Annotated in this window: 14 protein-coding genes; 12 read left to right on the top strand and 2 right to left on the bottom strand. The window is 70.2% G+C overall.

The window, feature by feature from the left end:
• Nucleotides 1-136: 136 nt before the first annotated feature.
• From BM430_RS25445 to BM430_RS25415, 7 genes are all read left to right on the top strand, one after another.
• On the top strand, nucleotides 137-1,567 hold the full coding sequence (locus BM430_RS25445; protein WP_093570037.1) for a lipopolysaccharide biosynthesis protein: 1,431 nt from the start codon (nucleotides 137-139) through the stop codon (nucleotides 1,565-1,567).
• 131 nt (nucleotides 1,568-1,698) lie between these two features.
• Nucleotides 1,699-2,877, top strand: a complete 1,179-nt coding sequence (locus BM430_RS25440; RefSeq protein ID WP_093570036.1) for an FAD-binding protein — start codon at nucleotides 1,699-1,701, stop codon at nucleotides 2,875-2,877.
• Between the two features lie 53 nt (nucleotides 2,878-2,930).
• On the top strand, nucleotides 2,931-3,356 hold the full coding sequence (locus tag BM430_RS25435) for a VOC family protein (RefSeq protein ID WP_093570035.1): 426 nt from the start codon (nucleotides 2,931-2,933) through the stop codon (nucleotides 3,354-3,356).
• Nucleotides 3,357-3,509: 153 nt separating this feature from the next.
• Nucleotides 3,510-4,439 carry a metallophosphoesterase family protein gene (locus BM430_RS25430; RefSeq protein ID WP_244539659.1) on the top strand — a complete coding sequence of 310 codons (930 nt, stop codon included), beginning with the start codon at nucleotides 3,510-3,512 and terminating at the stop codon, nucleotides 4,437-4,439.
• A gap of 161 nt (nucleotides 4,440-4,600) precedes the next feature.
• Nucleotides 4,601-6,877 (top strand): CDC48 family AAA ATPase, encoded by a 2,277-nt coding sequence (locus BM430_RS25425; RefSeq protein ID WP_093570034.1) that lies wholly within the window; start codon nucleotides 4,601-4,603, stop codon nucleotides 6,875-6,877.
• 125 nt (nucleotides 6,878-7,002) lie between these two features.
• A complete protein-coding gene (locus BM430_RS25420) occupies nucleotides 7,003-7,587 on the top strand; it encodes a L,D-transpeptidase (RefSeq protein WP_093570033.1) in 585 nt (194 codons plus the stop codon).
• Between the two features lie 146 nt (nucleotides 7,588-7,733).
• On the top strand, nucleotides 7,734-8,027 hold the full coding sequence (locus tag BM430_RS25415) for a GIY-YIG nuclease family protein (RefSeq protein WP_093570032.1): 294 nt from the start codon (nucleotides 7,734-7,736) through the stop codon (nucleotides 8,025-8,027).
• A gap of 249 nt (nucleotides 8,028-8,276) precedes the next feature.
• On the opposite strand, the gene BM430_RS25410 is transcribed toward BM430_RS25415, so the two are convergent.
• Entirely contained in the window at nucleotides 8,277-9,695 is a 1,419-nt protein-coding gene (locus BM430_RS25410; protein ID WP_093570031.1) for an FAD-binding oxidoreductase, read from the bottom strand.
• 225 nt (nucleotides 9,696-9,920) lie between these two features.
• Here BM430_RS25410 and BM430_RS25405 point away from each other — a divergent pair, with 225 nt between their 5' ends.
• Entirely contained in the window at nucleotides 9,921-10,484 is a 564-nt protein-coding gene (locus BM430_RS25405; RefSeq protein ID WP_093570030.1) for a thioesterase family protein, read from the top strand.
• A 73-nt stretch (nucleotides 10,485-10,557) separates the two neighbouring features.
• Here BM430_RS25405 and BM430_RS25400 read toward each other — a convergent pair whose 3' ends face one another.
• A complete protein-coding gene (locus BM430_RS25400; protein ID WP_093570029.1) occupies nucleotides 10,558-10,806 on the bottom strand; it encodes a hypothetical protein in 249 nt (82 codons plus the stop codon).
• Nucleotides 10,807-10,939: 133 nt separating this feature from the next.
• Between BM430_RS25400 and BM430_RS25395 the strand changes: the two genes are divergently transcribed.
• The 4 genes from BM430_RS25395 to BM430_RS25380 all read left to right on the top strand — a co-directional run bounded on the left by BM430_RS25395 (nucleotide 10,940) and on the right by BM430_RS25380 (nucleotide 16,020).
• Nucleotides 10,940-13,279 carry an ATP-dependent helicase gene (locus BM430_RS25395; RefSeq protein ID WP_093570028.1) on the top strand — a complete coding sequence of 780 codons (2,340 nt, stop codon included), beginning with the start codon at nucleotides 10,940-10,942 and terminating at the stop codon, nucleotides 13,277-13,279.
• 394 nt (nucleotides 13,280-13,673) lie between these two features.
• The gene (locus BM430_RS25390) at nucleotides 13,674-14,390 is read left to right on the top strand and encodes a PhoH family protein (RefSeq protein ID WP_093570027.1); all 717 of its coding nucleotides are present in this window, start codon (nucleotides 13,674-13,676) and stop codon (nucleotides 14,388-14,390) included.
• Between the two features lie 371 nt (nucleotides 14,391-14,761).
• Entirely contained in the window at nucleotides 14,762-15,412 is a 651-nt protein-coding gene (locus BM430_RS25385; RefSeq protein ID WP_093570026.1) for an NAD(P)-dependent oxidoreductase, read from the top strand.
• A 5-nt stretch (nucleotides 15,413-15,417) separates the two neighbouring features.
• On the top strand, nucleotides 15,418-16,020 hold the full coding sequence (locus tag BM430_RS25380; RefSeq protein WP_093570025.1) for an SOUL family heme-binding protein: 603 nt from the start codon (nucleotides 15,418-15,420) through the stop codon (nucleotides 16,018-16,020).
• The last annotated feature ends 302 nt before the right edge of the window (nucleotides 16,021-16,322 follow it).

The following is a 16,322-nucleotide window of genomic DNA, read 5'->3' as shown; positions in this document are numbered from 1 at the left end:
GGCCGTTGCAGGACGAAACGCGGGATCCCCTCTCCCACACGGGAGTGGGGAGGCCTGCTTCATATTCAGACCGTTTTCTCAGCAAATTCTCCTGACTCACACCACTCACGCGCCCCCCGAACGAGCACTTCACCCAATGGCGGTCATCGCGGCCTTCGTGGTCAACGCGGTCATGAACCTGGCCCTCGGTCTGCTCATCGCGCAGATCCTGGGGCCGGCGGATTTCGGCCGTTTCGCCCTCGGCACCGCCGGGGCGGTGGCGCTCAACACGCTGCTGTTCGAGTGGCTGCGGCTCTCGGCGACCCGGTTCTACTCCGAGCGCGTGCGGCAGGCCGAGCCGTGGATCCGCGGGATGCTCGACCGCGCCTATCTCGCGACCGTCGTCGGGCTCCTCGGCGTGGCGCTCCTCGCGCTGGCCGGGCGGCCGGTCTTCGGCGATCCGGCGCTCCTCGCCTCGGCCGCGGCGGCGGCCGCGATCGGCCTCGGCCTGTTCGACTACGCGGCGGCGCTCGCCCGGGCCCGCTTCGTCGGCGGGCTCTACCTGCGCCTGGTTCTCGCCAAGAACGCCCTGACCCTGCCGCTGATGGTCGGCACCGCCTGGGCGACCGCGGACGCCGCCGCGGTGATGCTCGCCGGGGGCTTAAGCCAGTTCCTCGCCGCGCTCCTCGTCCGGCGCGCCTTCGCGGACCCGCCGATCGCCCACGAGACGGCGCAACGCCGGGACTCGCTCCGGCTGTTCATGGGCTACGGCCTGCCGATCGTCGCCGCCAACCTCGTCTACCAGCTGATGCCCTTCGCCAACCGCTGGGCGGTCGCGGGGGCGGCGGGCTTCGCCGAGGCGGGCTACTTCTCGCTCGCCGCGGATATCGGCGGGCGGATCTTCAGCACGCTCGGCGCCGCCCTCGACCTCCTGCTGTTCCAGATCGCCGTGCTGGCGGCCGAGACCCACGGCCACGAGGCCGGCGAGGAGCAGGTCGCCCGCAACGGCGCCGTGGTCCTGGCGCTGATTCTGCCGAGCGCCGCCGGATTCTGGGCGTTGGCCCCGGCGCTCGAGGCGATCGTGGTGCCCGAAGCCTTCCGGGGGCACTTCGTGACCTACACGCTGCTGCTGCTGCCGGGTCTGCTGGCCCTGGCACTGATGAACTTCGCCCTCAACCCGATCTTCCAGATCCGCCGCCGCACCCTGCCCCTCGTCGCCGCGGGGGGAATCGGGGCCGTCGTCAACCTCGTGGCGGCGCTCGCGCTTGCCGGGCCCTACGGCCCCCACGGCATCGCCGCCGCGCAGTCGCTGGGCTTTCTCGCCGCCATGCTGTTCCTCGGCTTCCGCGCACTCACCGGATCGGGGCGCCTGCGGATGTCCTGGCGCGGTCCGCTCGCGGTTGTCCTCGCCACCGGGGCGATGACGGTGGCGATCCTTCCCTTGCGCGGGCTCTCGCCCTGGCTCGCCCTGCCGGCCTGTATCGTCACCGGCGGCCTCGTCTACGGCGCGCTCGTCTGGTGCTTCGACATCGCGGGCCTGCGGGCGGCGGTACTGGCGCGGTTCGGCCGGGTCGTGCCGGCGGGGTAGGGGCTTGTACAGAGCCGCCTCAACCTGACCTCACGCCATCGCCCCCGCTTGCAACCCGCCCCGGTTGCCCGCAATGATCCGCGCCCCGATCCCCGCGCATCCGGCGCGGCCCCTGCCCGAGCGAGCCCGCGATGCGCATCTACCAGCCCGGAAGCGAGGCCGAGGCCGCCACCCTGATCGGTGAGGTGGCGGCGCGGCGCGAGCGGCTGCGGCTCGTCGGCGGCGGCACCCGGGCGGGGATCGGCCGGCCGGCGCAGGACGAGGCCACGCTCTCGGCGGCCGGCCTCACCGGCATCACCCTCCACGAGCCGGCCGAGCTCGTCATCGCGGCGCTCTCCGGCACGCCGCTCGCCGAGGTCGAGGCGCGGCTGGCGGAGGGCGGCCAGATGCTGCCCTTCGAGCCGATGGACCACCGCGCGCTGCTGGGCACCTCCGGCGCGCCGACGATCGGGGCGGTGGCCGCCGGCAACATCTCGGGCCCGCGGCGGATCGCCGGCGGGGCCGCCCGCGACAGCCTGATCGGCGTGCGCTTCATCAACGGGCGCGGCGAGGCGGTGAAGTCCGGCGGCCGGGTGATGAAGAACGTCACCGGGCTCGACCTCGTGAAGCTGATGGCCGGCTCCTGGGGCACGCTGGGCTTCCTCACCGAGGTCACCTTCAAGGTGCTCCCGGTGCCCGAGCGCACCGCCACCCTGGTGCTGGCCGGCCTCGACGATGCCCGCGCCGTCGAGGCGATGAGCCTCGCCCTCGGCTCGCCGTTCGAGATCACCGGCGCGGCCCACCTGCCGGAGGGGATCGACGGCCCCGCCCGCACGCTGCTGCGCATCGAGGGCTTCTCGGCTTCGGTCGACTACCGCCTCGGCGAGCTGACCCGCCTGCTGCGCCGCGTGGGCAAGCCGGACACGCTGGAGGGCGAGCCCGCTTCGACCCTGTGGCGCGCGGTGCGCGACGTCCTGGCGTTTGCCGGCGGCGACGAGGCGGTGTGGCGCGTCTCGACCGCGCCGAACCGCGGCCCCGCCGTCGCGGCCGCGATCGCGGCGGCCCGGCCGGCGCGCTGGTTCTACGATTGGGGCGGCGGCCTCGTCTGGCTCGCGACGTCCGCGACGGGTGATGCGGGCGCGGCCGACGTGCGGGCGGCCCTCGGCGGCGCCGGCCACGCGACGCTGGTGCGGGCACCCGAGGCCGTGCGGGCGGCGGTGCCGGTCTTCGAGCCCCTGTCCGAGCCCCTGATGCGGATCACCGCCGGCCTCAAAGCCGCGCACGACCCCGCCGGCCTGTTCAATCCGGGGCGGATGTACGCCGGGATCTGACACCCGCCACAACGTTCGAGGAAGCGGTCCGACGGCCAGGAGCGTCATCCCGCATGAGCGTCATCTCGCATGTCTGCCTCGGCACCGCCGACCTCGCGCGCGCCGTTCGGTTCTACGCCGCCCTGTTCGAGGAGCTGGGCCTCAGGCTCCGCTTCCACGAGCCGGAGAACGGCTGGGCCGGCTGGATGCCGCGGGACGCCGACCGGCCCCTCGTGATCGTCGGCCGGCCGTGGAACGGCGAGGCCCCGAATCCGGGCAACGGGCTCATGACGGCGCTGACTGCCCGCTCGCGGGCGAGCGTCGACCGCTGCCACGCCCTGGCGCTGGCGGCGGGCGGCACCTGCGAGGGTCCGCCCGGGCTGCGATCGCATTATCACCCGGACTATTACGGCGCCTATTTCCGCGATCTCGACGGCAACAAGCTCTGCGTCGTGTGTCACGAGGCCCAAGGGGATCGTGGGGCCGAAGGGGATGCGTGACGGCCCGGTCCGCTGCTGGAGCACCGCCCGATCGCGTTTCCATCAGGCAGTGCTCTAGGTCGTTGATTCTGCCGCATTTTCTGCGACGAACCGGTGTCCACGTCGTCGGAAAATGCTTTAGGGAGAACCGTGCGCGACCCCGGCGCGATGGACATGATCCGATCTCATGCGTTCCTGCCCTTGATGACGTTCCGCCTCGCCCATCTCACCGATCCGCATGTCGGGCCCTTGCCCCGCCCGCGCCTGCGCCAGCTGATGAGCAAGCGCGCCACCGGCTGGGTCAACTGGAGCCGCGGTCGCAAGCTCACCCACGACATGGAGATCCTGGCCGCGCTGGTCTCCGACCTGCGCGCCAGCGCGCCCGACCACATCGCCTGCACGGGCGACCTCTGCAACATCGGCCTGCCGAGCGAGTGGGAGACCGCCCGCGTCTTCATGGAGGGCTTGGGAGAGCCCGGCTTCGTCAGCTTCGTGCCCGGCAACCATGACGCCTACGTGCGCGGCTCGCTCAAAGGCCTCCTCGACGCCGTCGGGCCCTGGACCCGGGACGATGCCGGCCGCGACAAGGTGTTTCCCTACCTGCGCCGGCGCGGACCGCTCGCCCTCGTCGGCCTGTCCTCGGCGATCCCGACCGCGCCCTTCGTGGCGAGCGGGCGCCTCGGCTCCGAGCAGATCCGGGCCGCCGAAAGGCTGCTGTCGGATCTCGCCGCCGAGCCCGAGCGGCCGTGCCGGGTGGTGATGATCCACCACCCACCCCATGTCGGCGGCGCCAAGGCGGGGCGCAACCTCACCGACGCCCACGCCTTCGAGGCGATGATCGGCCGGGTCGGCGCCGACCTCGTGCTGCACGGCCACAACCATGTCGGCTCGGTCGCCTTCCTGATGGCGCCGGGCGGGCGGCGCGTGCCGGTGATCGGCGCGCCCTCGGCCTCGGCCCGCGGCGGCGCGCTCAAGCACTGCGCCGGCTACCACCTCTACGAGATCGAGCGCACGGCCGCCGGCTACGCCCTCACCGCGACCCTGCGCGGCCTCCTGCCCGAGGGGGGAATGGGCGATCTCGGCACCCTGACCCTCAAGGCCTGAGATCCAAGGCCTAACCCGCGCCGCAACATTTCGAGGAAGACGGCGTTCTCCCGCCGATGCGCCCCCGCTCGTCGGGCGGCGCCGGTGTTGCGGCAGGGGAGGCGGCGCGGCCGCCCGCGGCGGGGCTTCGCGTCCCGGCCCCGAGGAGCGAGGTCACTCCGATGGCGGACGAAGCAGGCGGCGTGAGGGCGCAGGTCGCGAACGCGCGGGCCGAGGATGTGGGCCGTGGCGTCGCCCGGGTCGGCGCGGCCGTGCTCCAGAGCCTCGGCCTGCAGGAGGGCCAGCCGATCGAGATCGTCGGCAAGCGCCACACCACCGCACTGGCCATCGCGCTCGGCCAGGAGGACGAGGGCCTGAGCATCATCCGCCTCGACGGCCTCCAGCGCGTCAATGCCGGCGTCGGCTCCGGCGACCATGTCGAGATCCGCAAGGCCGAGGTGCGCCCGGCGACCCGGGTGGTGCTGGCGCCGGCCCAGAAGAACCTGCGCCTGCAGGGCTCGGGCGAGGCCCTGCGCCGCACCTTCTACCGCCGGCCGCTGGTCGCCGGCGACGTGATCTCGACCTCGGTGCCCTCGCGCTTCAAGCGCGAGGAGGTGCCGGAGGAATTGCGCCAGATGTTCAGCCTGCCGGCCTACGGCCTGCAGGAGATCCGCCTCGTCGTGGTCTCGACCCAGCCGGCCCGCGGCATCGTCCAGGTCACCGCCGAGACCGAGGTCGAGCTGCGCCCGCTCTACGAAGAGCCGAAGGAGGTGCGGCGCGCCGACGTCACCTACGACGACATCGGCGGCTTGGGGAACACCGTCGACCAGGTGCGGGAGATGGTGGAGCTGCCTCTGCGCCATCCCGAACTGTTCCAGCGCCTCGGCATCGACCCGCCGAAGGGCGTGCTGCTCTACGGGCCTCCCGGCACCGGCAAGACGCTGCTCGCCCGCGCCGTGGCGAACGAGACCGAGGCGCAGTTCTTCCACATCGCCGGCCCGGAGATCATGGGCAGCCAGTACGGCGAATCCGAGCAGCGCCTGCGCCAGATCTTCTCCGAGGCCCAGCGCAACGCGCCCGCCATCATCTTCATCGACGAGATCGACTCGATCGCCCCGAAGCGAGAGGAGGTCCGCGGCGAGGTCGAGCGGCGCATCGTGGCGCAGCTGCTGACCCTGATGGACGGTCTCGAGCCGCGTCAGAACATCGTGGTGATCGGCGCCACCAACCGGCGCGACGCCATCGACGAGGCCCTGCGCCGGCCCGGCCGCTTCGACCGCGAGATCATCATCGGCGTGCCCGACGAGCCCGGCCGGCGCGAGGTCCTGACCATCCACACCCGCGGCATGCCCCTCGGCGACAACGTCGATCTCGACGAGATCGCGCGCACCACCTACGGCTTCGTCGGCGCCGACCTCTCGGCGCTCGCCCGCGAGGCGGCGATGGACGCGCTCCGCCGCGTCCTGCCGCAGATCAACCTGAAGGAAGGCATCCCGCACGAGATCCTGGAGCAGCTCCAGGTCTGCCGCGAGGATTTCCTGAACGCCCTCAAGCGCGTCCAGCCCTCGGCGCTCCGCGAGATCATGATTCAGGTCCCGAACGTCACCTGGGACGATGTCGGGGGCCTCGGCGACGTCCAGACCAAGCTGCGCGAGGGTGTGGAGCTGCCCTTGCGCAACCCGGAGGCGTTCCGCCGCATCGGCATCCGCCCGGCCAAGGGTTTCCTGCTGTTCGGCCCTCCCGGCACCGGCAAGACCCTGCTCGCCAAGGCGGTGGCCCGGGAGGCGCAGGCGAACTTCGTCGCGACGAAGTCCTCCGACCTGCTCTCGAAATGGTACGGCGAATCCGAGCAGCAGGTCTCGCGCCTGTTCGCCCGCGCCCGCCAGGTCGCCCCGACGGTCATCTTCATCGACGAGGTCGATTCGCTCGCCCCCGTCCGCGGCGGCGGCCTTGGCGAGCCCGCGGTGACCGAGCGGGTGGTCAACACCATCCTCGCCGAGATGGACGGCCTGGAGGAGTTGCAGGGCGTGGTGGTGATGGCCGCCACCAACCGGCCGAACCTCGTCGATCCGGCCTTGCTGCGCCCCGGCCGCTTCGACGAGCTGGTCTACGTGCCGGTGCCGGGCATCGCCGGGCGGCGCCACATCCTTGGCATCCACACCCGCGCCATGCCGCTTTCCGACGACGTCGACCTCGACGGGCTCGCCGAGCGCACGACCCGCTTCACCGGTGCCGACCTCGAGGACCTGACCCGCCGGGCCGGCCTGATGGCGCTGCGCGAGAACCTGGCGAGCGAGCGGGTGACGCAGGCGCATTTCGACGCGGCGCTCCGCGAGACCCGCGCCTCGGTGACGCCCGAGATGGAGCAGGATTACGAGACGATGCTGCGCACCCTCAAGCAGGAGGGCCCGCAGCGCCAGCCGATCGGCTTCGTGCCGCTCCGGCAGGCGGCAGAGTAGGCGGGATTACCGTCGGGCGGCCTGTGACCCATTTGCACCATGGGCCGCCCGGCGATTGTTTCCGCCCTGTTTTCGCCACAGCCCGGCGGCCAACCCGTTCGCTGTCTTTCGAACGGGAGGGGACCATGACCCGTCTGACCGCGCCGCGGCGCCTGTTGAAGCCACTCCTGGCCGTTGCCGCCCTCGTGAGCCTCGCGGCGCCCGCCCATGCCATCAGCCTGCTCGAGCGCGGGCCGATCGCCGACTTCCTGACGGTGTTTCGCCAGCAGGGCGTGCCGCGCCAGACCATCGGCTGGAACAGCCCCTACAAGCCCGGCACGGTGGTGATCTCGACCAGCCAGCGCCGGCTCTACTACATCCTGCCGAATCAGGAGGCCGTGCAGTACGGCGTCGGCGTCGGCCGCGAGGGTTTCTCCTGGGCCGGCACCAAGACCGTGACCATGAAGAAGGAGTGGCCGGCCTGGCGCCCGCCGGAGCAGATGATCAAGCGCCGCCCCGACCTGCCGCGCTACATGGCCGGCGGCAACGACAACCCGCTCGGCGCGCGCGCGCTCTATCTCGGCTCCTCGCTCTACCGCATCCACGGCTCGAACGAGCCGGAGACGATCGGGGCGGCGGTGTCCTCGGGCTGCATCCGCATGACCAACCGGGACGTGATCGATCTGTACGATCGCGTGAAGGTGGGGACGAAGGTGGTGGTGTTGCCGTAGGGTTCATTCTTTCGGGTTGGTTCGGATGCGAAGCGGCCGTGTCGGCGTTGTGCCGATAGATGGAGCCGCTTCGCGGCACTTCTCGCGCTGGATCCCGAATCTCCTTCCGCTTACGCTGCTCTTGTCCGGGAAAGGGCATTGCGCGCATGGCGAAGGGGGCCTTCGTCTACATGCTGGCGAGCGGTCGCAACGGCACGCTCTATCTCGGATCGACGGTGGATCTGTGCCGGCGCATCTATGAGCATCAGCAAGGTCACCTGTCCGGCTTTACGACACGATACGACGTGACTCATCTGGTCTGGTATGAGCACTATGATTTGATCGTCGATGCCCGCCACCGCGAATACACGCTGAAGAAGTGGCGTCGCACCTGGAAGATCGCGTTGATCGAGGCCATGAATCCCAACTGGCGCGATCTCTCAGCCGACCTCAACAGCTAAACAAATCAATTTATCCAACTCGCCCCTTTCCTGGACGACTGAAGCGAAGCGGAAGGAGATCCGGGATCCAGCATAAGAAGTGCCGCGAAGCGGCTCTGTATGCTGCACCGTTGCAGACATAAAGACGCTTCGCGACTTTTGCGCTGGATCCCGGATCTCCTTCCACTTCGTTTCAGTCGTCCGGGAAAGGGAGAGCCTTGTGACGAATGTCCGCCTACAAGCTCGATCTTATCGTGGAAGGAGTGCAGCCTACACCACCACGACCTTCCCCGGATTCATGATGTTGTCCGGATCGATCGCCCGCTTGAGCGTCCGCATCAGGTTCAGCGCCTCCGGCCCGTGCTCCAGCTCCATGAAGCGCATCTTCTTCTGGCCGATGCCGTGCTCGCCGGTGCAGGTGCCCTCCATGGCGATGGCGCGGGCGACCAAGCGCTCGATGAAGCCGGTGACCCGGGCGATCTCGTCGGGATCGTCCATCATCACCAGCGGCGAGGTGTGGAAGTTGCCGTCGCCGACATGGCCGGCGATCGGCGCGGTGATGCCGCTCTCGACGATGTCGCGCTTCGTCGCGTCGACGCATTCCGCCAACCGCGAGATCGGCACGCAGACGTCGGTGGCGATGACCCGGGCCCCCGGCCGCATGCCGACCGCCGCCCAGTAGACGTCGTGGCGCGCCTGCCACAGCCGGGTGCGGTCCTCGGGCTTCGTCGCCCACTCGTAGGGCCCGCCCTCGAACTCCGCCGCGATCTCGCCGAAGCGCTCGGCCTGCTCGCGCACGCTGGCATCCGTGCCGTGGAACTCGACCAGCAGCAGCGGTGTCTCGGGCAGGGTCAGCTTCGAGTAGGCGTTGCAGGCCGCGACCTGGACCTCGTCGAGGAGCTCGATCCGCGCCACCGGCAGGCCGGACTGGATCGTCACGATGACCGCGTCGCAGGCGGCCTTGATGCTCGGGAACGGGCACACGCCGGCGGAGATGGCCTCCGGGATGCCGGCGAGCTTGAGGGTCAGTTCGGTGATGATGCCGAAGGTGCCCTCGGAGCCGACGAGGAGGCGCGTCAGGTCGTAGCCCGCCGAGGTCTTGCGCGCCCGCGGGCTGGTGCGGACGACGTCGCCGTTCGGCATCACCGCGGTGAGCGACAGGACGTTGTCCTTCATCGTGCCGTAGCGCACCGCGTTGGTGCCCGAGGCCCGCGTCGCCGCCATGCCGCCGAGCGAGGCGTCGGCGCCCGGATCGATCGGGAAGAACAGGCCCTGGTCGCGCAGGTGCTCGTTCACCGCCTTGCGGGTCACGCCGGGCTGGACCACGCAGTCGAGGTCCTCGGCATGGACCGCCAGCACCTTGTTCATCCCGTTCATGTCGATCGAGATGCCGCCGAACGGCGCGTTGACGTGGCCCTCGAGCGAGGTGCCGGTGCCGAAGGCGACGACCGGCATCCTGTGGGCGGCGCAGACGCGCACCACCGCCTGCACGTCCTCGGTGCTCTCGGCGTAGACCACCGCGTCCGGCGGCTGGTTGGCGACCCAGGTCAGGGTGCTGGCATGCTGCTCGCGCACCGCCTGCGAGGTGACGACGCGGTTGCCGAATTGCGCGGTCAGCTCGCGGATGACCGCGTCGACGGTCTCCGGGGACGGGCGCTCGCGGGTGGGAACAGGGCTTGGGGCGTTCATGGCGGTCTCCCGGACGATTGGCGACCGGACGGACCGGCCCTTTGCCGGCCACTCTAGCAGCCGTGTCCCGGCCGGCATATCCGGGCGCCCGGTCACGGAGAAGTGCGCTCCGGGGCGGGCACCTTGCCCCAAGGTGCAACGCATCCGGGGATGCATCCTTTGCCGAGGCATGGTACGTCCCAGGGCGCCCTTGTCATCCCGCTTGCGCTCACCGGGAGCCCCACAATGGCTGACGACCGTCCCGCTTCGGTCTTCTTCTTCGCGCCGTTCGTGTCGTCCACGATGGCGATCGAGCCGGGCTGGATCGATTACAACGGCCACCTGAACATGGCCTACTACCACGTCCTGTTCGACCGGGCGGTGGACGAGGCGTTCGGCGTGGTCGGCCTCGGGCCCGACTACATGGAGACCGGGCGCGGCACGACCTTCGCCGCCGAGGTGCACGTGCGCTACCGCCGCGAGCTGGTCCTCGACGATCGCGTCCGGGTGACGCTGCAGCTCATCGGCTTCGACGAGAAGCGGATCCACTTCTATTCCGAGATCCGCCACGCCACCGAGGGCTGGGTCGCCGCCAGTTCCGAAAACCTGTCCCTCCACGTCGACCCGATGACGCGGCGCGTGGCGCCGTTCCCGGAGGACATCCAGGCCAACCTCTCGGTCATGCTTGGTTCGCATGCCCGGCTGCCGCGGCCCGACGATCTCGGTCGGGTGATCGGCATCCCGGACCGCAGCCACCCGCGGCCAGAGGCGATCGCCTTCGCGGCCGCCGGGGCGCGGGTCAGGCACTGAGGCCAGGCGGCGCGTCAGCGCCGCGAAACCCATCCTTTGCGCGTCAGCGCCGTGGAACCCACAGTGTGGCGCGTCAGCGCCGCGGAACCACGATCGGCGCGGGCGGCGGCGGCACGGCCTGCTGGCTCCGGATCTGCCCCTGGAGCTGATTGGTCTCGAACCGGTTCTGCTGCTGGATGCTCCGCGTCTCGGCACTGTTGGTGATCGAGCGGTTGATCCCGTCGACGGTCTGCTGGGAGCGGTTGGCGGGCACCTGGTTCTGCGCCAGCACCGGGAGCGGTGCGGCGGCGAGCGCGAGGATGAGAAGGGCGTGGGCGCGCATCGGAATCCTTTCCCTGTCGGGGTGGTCGCTGCGGGAACGACGCCGGGGCCCTCGCAAGGTTCCAGCCCCGCCCCCGAGACCTATGCGCTCCCCACCCTCGACGCCGTTCGCGTTTTGGTCCAGTGATGCGGGCATGACTCGCGACTTCCCGGCCGGGACTGCCCCCACCTCGATCTCCGCCCGCGCCCGCGCCGCGGTGGTGCCGCAGGACGCCTCCTACCTCACGGGGCTCAATCCCGAGCAGCGCCGCGCCGTCGAGGCGACGGAGGGGCCGGTCCTGGTGCTGGCCGGCGCCGGCACCGGCAAGACCCGGGTGCTGACGACCCGCATCGCCCACCTGATCTCGACCGGGCGCGCCCGGCCCTTCGACATCCTGGCGGTGACCTTCACCAACAAGGCCGCCCGGGAGATGAAGGAGCGCATCGGCACCCTGATCGGCCCGGCCGGAGAGGGGATGCCGTGGCTCGGCACCTTCCACGCCATCGGCACCAAGATCCTGCGCCGCCACGCCGAGCTGGTCGGCCTGCGCTCCGACTTCACGATCCTCGGCACCGACGACCAACTGCGGCTTTTGAAGCAGGTGATCGCCGCGGCCGATCTCGACGAGAAGCGCTGGCCCGCCCGCAGCCTCGCCGGCACGATCGACGGCTGGAAGAATCGCGGCCTCGGCCCCGAGCAGGTGCCGGCGGGCGAGGCCTCGGCCTTCGGCTTCGGCAAGGGGGGCGGGCTCTACGCCGCCTACCAGGAGCGCCTGAAGGCGCTCAACGCCGTCGATTTCGGCGACCTGCTGCTGCTGTGCCTGCGGCTGTGGCGCGAGAATCCGGACGTGCTGACCAATTACCAGCAACGCTTCCGCTACATCCTGGTCGACGAGTACCAGGACACCAACGTCGCCCAGTACCTCTGGCTGCGCCTGCTCGCGCAGGGCCACCGCAACGTCGCCTGCGTCGGCGACGACGACCAGTCTATCTACGGCTGGCGCGGCGCCGAGGTCGACAACATCCTGCGGTTCGAGCACGACTTTCCGGGCGCCCTGGTGGTGCGGCTGGAGAACAATTACCGCTCGACCGGTCACATCCTGGCCGCGGCTTCCGTGCTGATCGCCCATAACGAGGGCCGCCTCGGCAAGACCCTGCGCACCGACAGCCCGGAGGGCGAGAAGGTCACCGTCACCGGCGCCTGGGATTCGGAAGAAGAAGCGCGCCTCGTCTGCGAGGAGATCGAGAGCCTGCAGGCCAAGGGCCACAAGCTCTCCGAGATCGCCGTGCTGGTGCGCATCTCGGCCCAGATGCGCGAGATCGAGGACCGCTTCGTCCAGCTCGGCCTGCCCTACCGGGTGGTTGGCGGCCCGCGCTTCTACGAGCGGGCCGAGATCCGCGACGCGCTCGCCTACCTGCGCATCGTCGCCAACGGCTCCGACGACCTCGCCTTCGAGCGGATCTTCAACACGCCGAAGCGCGGCCTCGGGGACGCGACGCTCCAGGCCCTGCACGGGCTGGCTCGCCGCGCCAAGGTGCCGCTGCTCCAGGCCGCCCGCATGATGAGCGAGACCGAGGAGCTGAAGCCCAAGCCCCGCTCCACGGTGCGCGCCCTGTGCCAGAGCTTCTCCCGCTGGGCCAAGCTCCTGGAGGACCAGCCGCACACCGAGGTGGCGCAGACGATCCTGGAGGAATCCGGCTACACCGAGATGTGGCAGAAGGAGCGCACCGCCGACGCCGCCGGCCGGCTGGAGAACCTGAAGGAGCTGGTGCGCTCGATGGAGGAGTTCCCGGACCTCGCCGGCTTCCTCGAGCACGTCTCCCTCGTGATGGACGCCAACGAGGCCGAGGGCGGCGACCGGGTGAGCCTGATGACGCTCCACGCGGCCAAGGGCCTGGAATTCGACACCGTGTTCCTGCCCGGCTGGGAGAACGGCCTGATTCCGAACCAGCGCGCCCTCGACGAGAGCGGGCGGGCCGGCCTGGAGGAGGAACGGCGCCTCGCCCATGTCGGCCTGACCCGGGCGCGCAAGCGCGCCAAGATCTCCTTCGCGGTCAACCGGCGCATCCACGGCCTGTGGTCCTCGACGGTGCCGAGCCGCTTCATCGACGAATTGCCCGAGGCGAGCGTCGCGGTGCTCGACGCGCCGGCCAGCTTCTCGCAGGGGCCGTCGCGCTTCGACCGGCAGGCCCCGGCCTTCGGCTCGTCCTACGCCACCCCCGGCTGGCAGCGGGCCCAGGCCCAGACCGCCGCTCAGGACCGGTTCGGAGGGGGAGGGCGGACCAGTGCACCCGGCCGGCGCGGGCCGCAGCAGATCGAGGGCACGCTGGTGGCGAAATCCATCACGCCGTCGGCCTTCGAGCCGGGCGCGCGCATCTTCCACACCAAATTCGGACCGGGCTCGGTGGCGGCCGTCGACGGCAACAAGCTCACCGTTGACTTCGACAAGGCCGGCCGGAAGATGGTCCTCGACAGCTTCGTCCAGCCGGGCTGAAGCGGTCCCGCGGGCACCGTCCGCAGGCCAACCGGGAGCGGCGATCAGGTGGCGATCTCATCCGGCGACCCCGTCCTCATCGCCCACCCCGCCGCCGCCCGTACCGCTTCCGCGCCCACCCCCTCCACCTCTGTGTGGTTTTCATCACAATCCGTCGCCCCATCCGCGTCCCGACCGGTTTCGCAGGGGCATGGTGCGGCGCGACAATTGCTCGTTCATCATCGGATGCTTACCTTGTCGGATGAAACAGGCGGACTTGTCCACCGCCTGCGTCAACCCCGACCGGAACCGTTGCGGCCCGCGAGGCTTTGAATCGTCGCAAGAACACAGGAGATCAGGGACACGAGAGGGCACACCAATATCGGCACCGCAAGTCCAGTGGGAGTGTTGATCCGTGAAGAGACGACGCGCACGACTTGAACTGGTTGACGACCGCCCGATCCGCGTGCATCGCACGCGCTTCGAGGAAGAGCGCAACCCGCCACCGATCCAGCCGATGACGGCCCGTCAGGCCGAGTATCTGGAAGCCCTCGGGTCCCACCCGCAAGTCATCGTCCTCGGTCCCGCCGGCACCGGCAAGACCTACATCGCCGGCACCCGCGCCGCGGACCAGCTGCGCCAGCGCCGCGTCGCCAAGGTGGTGATCACCCGGCCGAACGTGCCCTCCGGCCGCTCCCTCGGCTTCTTCCCCGGCACCCTTGAGGACAAGATCGCCCCCTGGGTCGCCCCCCTCACCGAGACCATGAAGGAGCGCATGGGCGAGGGCGCCTTCGAGATCGCCGTCAAGGCCGGCGACATCGAGGTCGTGCCCTTCGAGGTGATGCGCGGCCGCACCTTCAAGAACTGCCTGGTGATCCTCGACGAGGCCCAGAACACCACCCCCGCCGAGATCAAGATGTTCCTGACCCGGATCGGCGACGACACCCAGGTCATCATCAACGGCGACGTCTCGCAGACTGACCTGCGCGAGACCTCGGGCCTGCGCACGGTGATCCATCTGGTCAAGAGCCGGATGATGCCGATCCCGATCGTCGAGTTCGGCCTCGACGACATCGTGCGCTCCGGCATCTGCGCCGAATGGGTGCGGGCCTTCGAGGAAGCGCGGGTCTGAGGGGGTGATGCCTGCCCGGCTGGAGAAGTCGGGCAGGCGATTGGTCAGGACTGATCGATATCCAGGCTCCACTCTGTTGTTTCAGATCAAGCTGCCGTTCTCGTTGATCTCCGTCGTCATCCCGGGGCTCGCCGCAGACGAGAACCCGGGATCCATAACCGCTGACGATGCAGAGCCCAGCTCGGTTCGGCCCGGTTTCTTCTGAAATGTCGGCGTTTATGGATCCCGGGTTCCGCTGCGCGGCCCCGGGATGACACCGAGGGTCACCGCGTCGTCGCAGGCGCCCGAAATCTGACTCCGTGCCAGCAACCATCGCGCGCCCGAACGCTTCCTAGGGTCAACCGAGTTCCTCGCTCCCCCAGGACGCATCCATGCCCCATCTCCTCGTCATCGGCGCCAGCCAGGGCATCGGCCTGGAGACGGTCAAGGCGGCGCTCGCCGCAGGGCACCGGGTACGGGCCTTCGCCCGCTCGGCGAACAAGATCGACCTGTCCGATCCAAATCTCGAACGCTTCCCCGGCGATGCCCTGTCGACCGCCGACGTCACGGCCGCGCTCGACGGCGTCGATGCCGTGGTCCAGGCCCTCGGCGTGCCGTTCCGCGACCTGTTCGGGCCGGTGCGGCTGTTCTCGGATGCCACCAACGTGCTCGTGCCGGCGATGGAGAAGGCGCGGGTGCGCCGGCTGGTGGCGGTCACCGGCTTCGGCACCGGCGACAGCCGCGCGGCCATCGGCCCGCTGCAGCGCCTGCCGTTCCGCCTCGTCTTCGGCCGCGCCTACGACGACAAGGATGCCCAGGAGATCCGGATCCGCCAGAGCGGGCTCGACTGGACTTTCGTGCGCCCCGGCGTGCTCACCGGCGGGCCCGCGACCGGGCGCTACCAGGTGCTCGACCGGCCGTCCTCGTGGAAGAACGGGCTGATCGCCCGGGCGGATGTGGCGCAGTTCATCACCCGCGAGATCGCGGGCAACGACCATGTCGGGCGCGCCGTCGTGCTGATCCACCACCCGCTCCCGCTCTAAATCACATGGACAAGATCCTCTACTACGCCGTCACGCTGATCGAATCTCTCCTCGGGGTGTTCGGGATCCGCGCGTTCTACGACCAGCCCCGCTACGCGGTGGTCGAGCGGCTCGACTGCGGCGTCGAGATCCGGGCCTACGAACCGCGGCTCGCGGTCGAGACCGATGCGCGCGGCCAGGGCGACGGCGAGGCGTTCGGGCGCCTCTTTCGCTACATCACCGGGGCGAACCAGGCCGGCGACCGCATCGCCATGACTGCGCCGGTCGAGGCCGGCGGACAGCGCATCGCCATGACGGTGCCGGTGGAGCAGGGGACGGGCGGCACGATGCGGTTCTTCCTGCCGCACGCCGTCGCGCCGGCCGGCGCGCCGCAGCCGACCGAGCCGGGCGTGCGCCTCGTCGAAGTACCGCTGGAGCGGATCGCGGCGCTCCGCTTCTCCGGCCGCATCACGCTGGAGGCCCGGGCCGCGCAGGAGCGCATCCTGACCGAGGTGCTGCGGGCCGCCGGCCGGTCTCCGGCCGCGCCGCCGTTCTTCATGGGATACGACCCACCCTTCGCGCTGCCCTTCCTGCGGCGCAACGAGGTGGCGGTGCGGCTCGGCGGGTGATCACCGGGGTGGCTGCGGCGCCAGGGTTTCGGAAACGGTGCGCCGCACACGGGGCGAAGATCTCCTGCGGTTCTACTCGGCTACAGGCAATAAAGGTCAGGCGCTTCTCCCCTCTCCCGTGTGGGAGAGGGGCCGGGGGTGAGGGCGACACGCTTCAGTGTAAAGCGGAGATTTTCGTGCTGGTAGCGGCACGGCCGGAGTTTTCTGCGGAACCGTAGCACCCTCACCCCTACCCCTCTCCCACACGGGAGAGGGGATCCCGCGCTATTAGATTTCGCGCGTCCATCCGAATATTTGATACT

This window comes from Methylobacterium sp. 174MFSha1.1, from assembly GCF_900116815.1.
Taxonomy (GTDB): Bacteria; Pseudomonadota; Alphaproteobacteria; order Rhizobiales; family Beijerinckiaceae; genus Methylobacterium.
The sequence above is the reverse complement of the archived record's forward strand: the minus strand, read 5'-3'. Positions and strand labels throughout refer to the sequence as shown.

Bases quoted from the DNA above. Each gene is read 5' to 3' on its own strand.
- BM430_RS25425 (WP_093570034.1), top strand. From the start codon at position 4,601: ATGGCGGACGAAGCAGGCGGCGTGAGGGCGCAGGTCGCGAACGCGCGG.
- BM430_RS25435 (WP_093570035.1), top strand. From the start codon at position 2,931: ATGAGCGTCATCTCGCATGTCTGCCTCGGCACCGCCGACCTCGCGCGC.
- BM430_RS25380 (WP_093570025.1), top strand. From the start codon at position 15,418: ATGGACAAGATCCTCTACTACGCCGTCACGCTGATCGAATCTCTCCTC.
- BM430_RS25445 (WP_093570037.1), top strand. From the start codon at position 137: ATGGCGGTCATCGCGGCCTTCGTGGTCAACGCGGTCATGAACCTGGCC.
- BM430_RS25415 (WP_093570032.1), top strand. From the start codon at position 7,734: ATGGCGAAGGGGGCCTTCGTCTACATGCTGGCGAGCGGTCGCAACGGC.
- BM430_RS25400 (WP_093570029.1), bottom strand. From the start codon at position 10,806: ATGCGCGCCCACGCCCTTCTCATCCTCGCGCTCGCCGCCGCACCGCTC.
- BM430_RS25440 (WP_093570036.1), top strand. From the start codon at position 1,699: ATGCGCATCTACCAGCCCGGAAGCGAGGCCGAGGCCGCCACCCTGATC.
- BM430_RS25430 (WP_244539659.1), top strand. From the start codon at position 3,510: ATGATCCGATCTCATGCGTTCCTGCCCTTGATGACGTTCCGCCTCGCC.
- BM430_RS25395 (WP_093570028.1), top strand. From the start codon at position 10,940: ATGACTCGCGACTTCCCGGCCGGGACTGCCCCCACCTCGATCTCCGCC.
- BM430_RS25410 (WP_093570031.1), bottom strand. From the start codon at position 9,695: ATGAACGCCCCAAGCCCTGTTCCCACCCGCGAGCGCCCGTCCCCGGAG.
- BM430_RS25405 (WP_093570030.1), top strand. From the start codon at position 9,921: ATGGCTGACGACCGTCCCGCTTCGGTCTTCTTCTTCGCGCCGTTCGTG.
- BM430_RS25385 (WP_093570026.1), top strand. From the start codon at position 14,762: ATGCCCCATCTCCTCGTCATCGGCGCCAGCCAGGGCATCGGCCTGGAG.
- BM430_RS25420 (WP_093570033.1), top strand. From the start codon at position 7,003: ATGACCCGTCTGACCGCGCCGCGGCGCCTGTTGAAGCCACTCCTGGCC.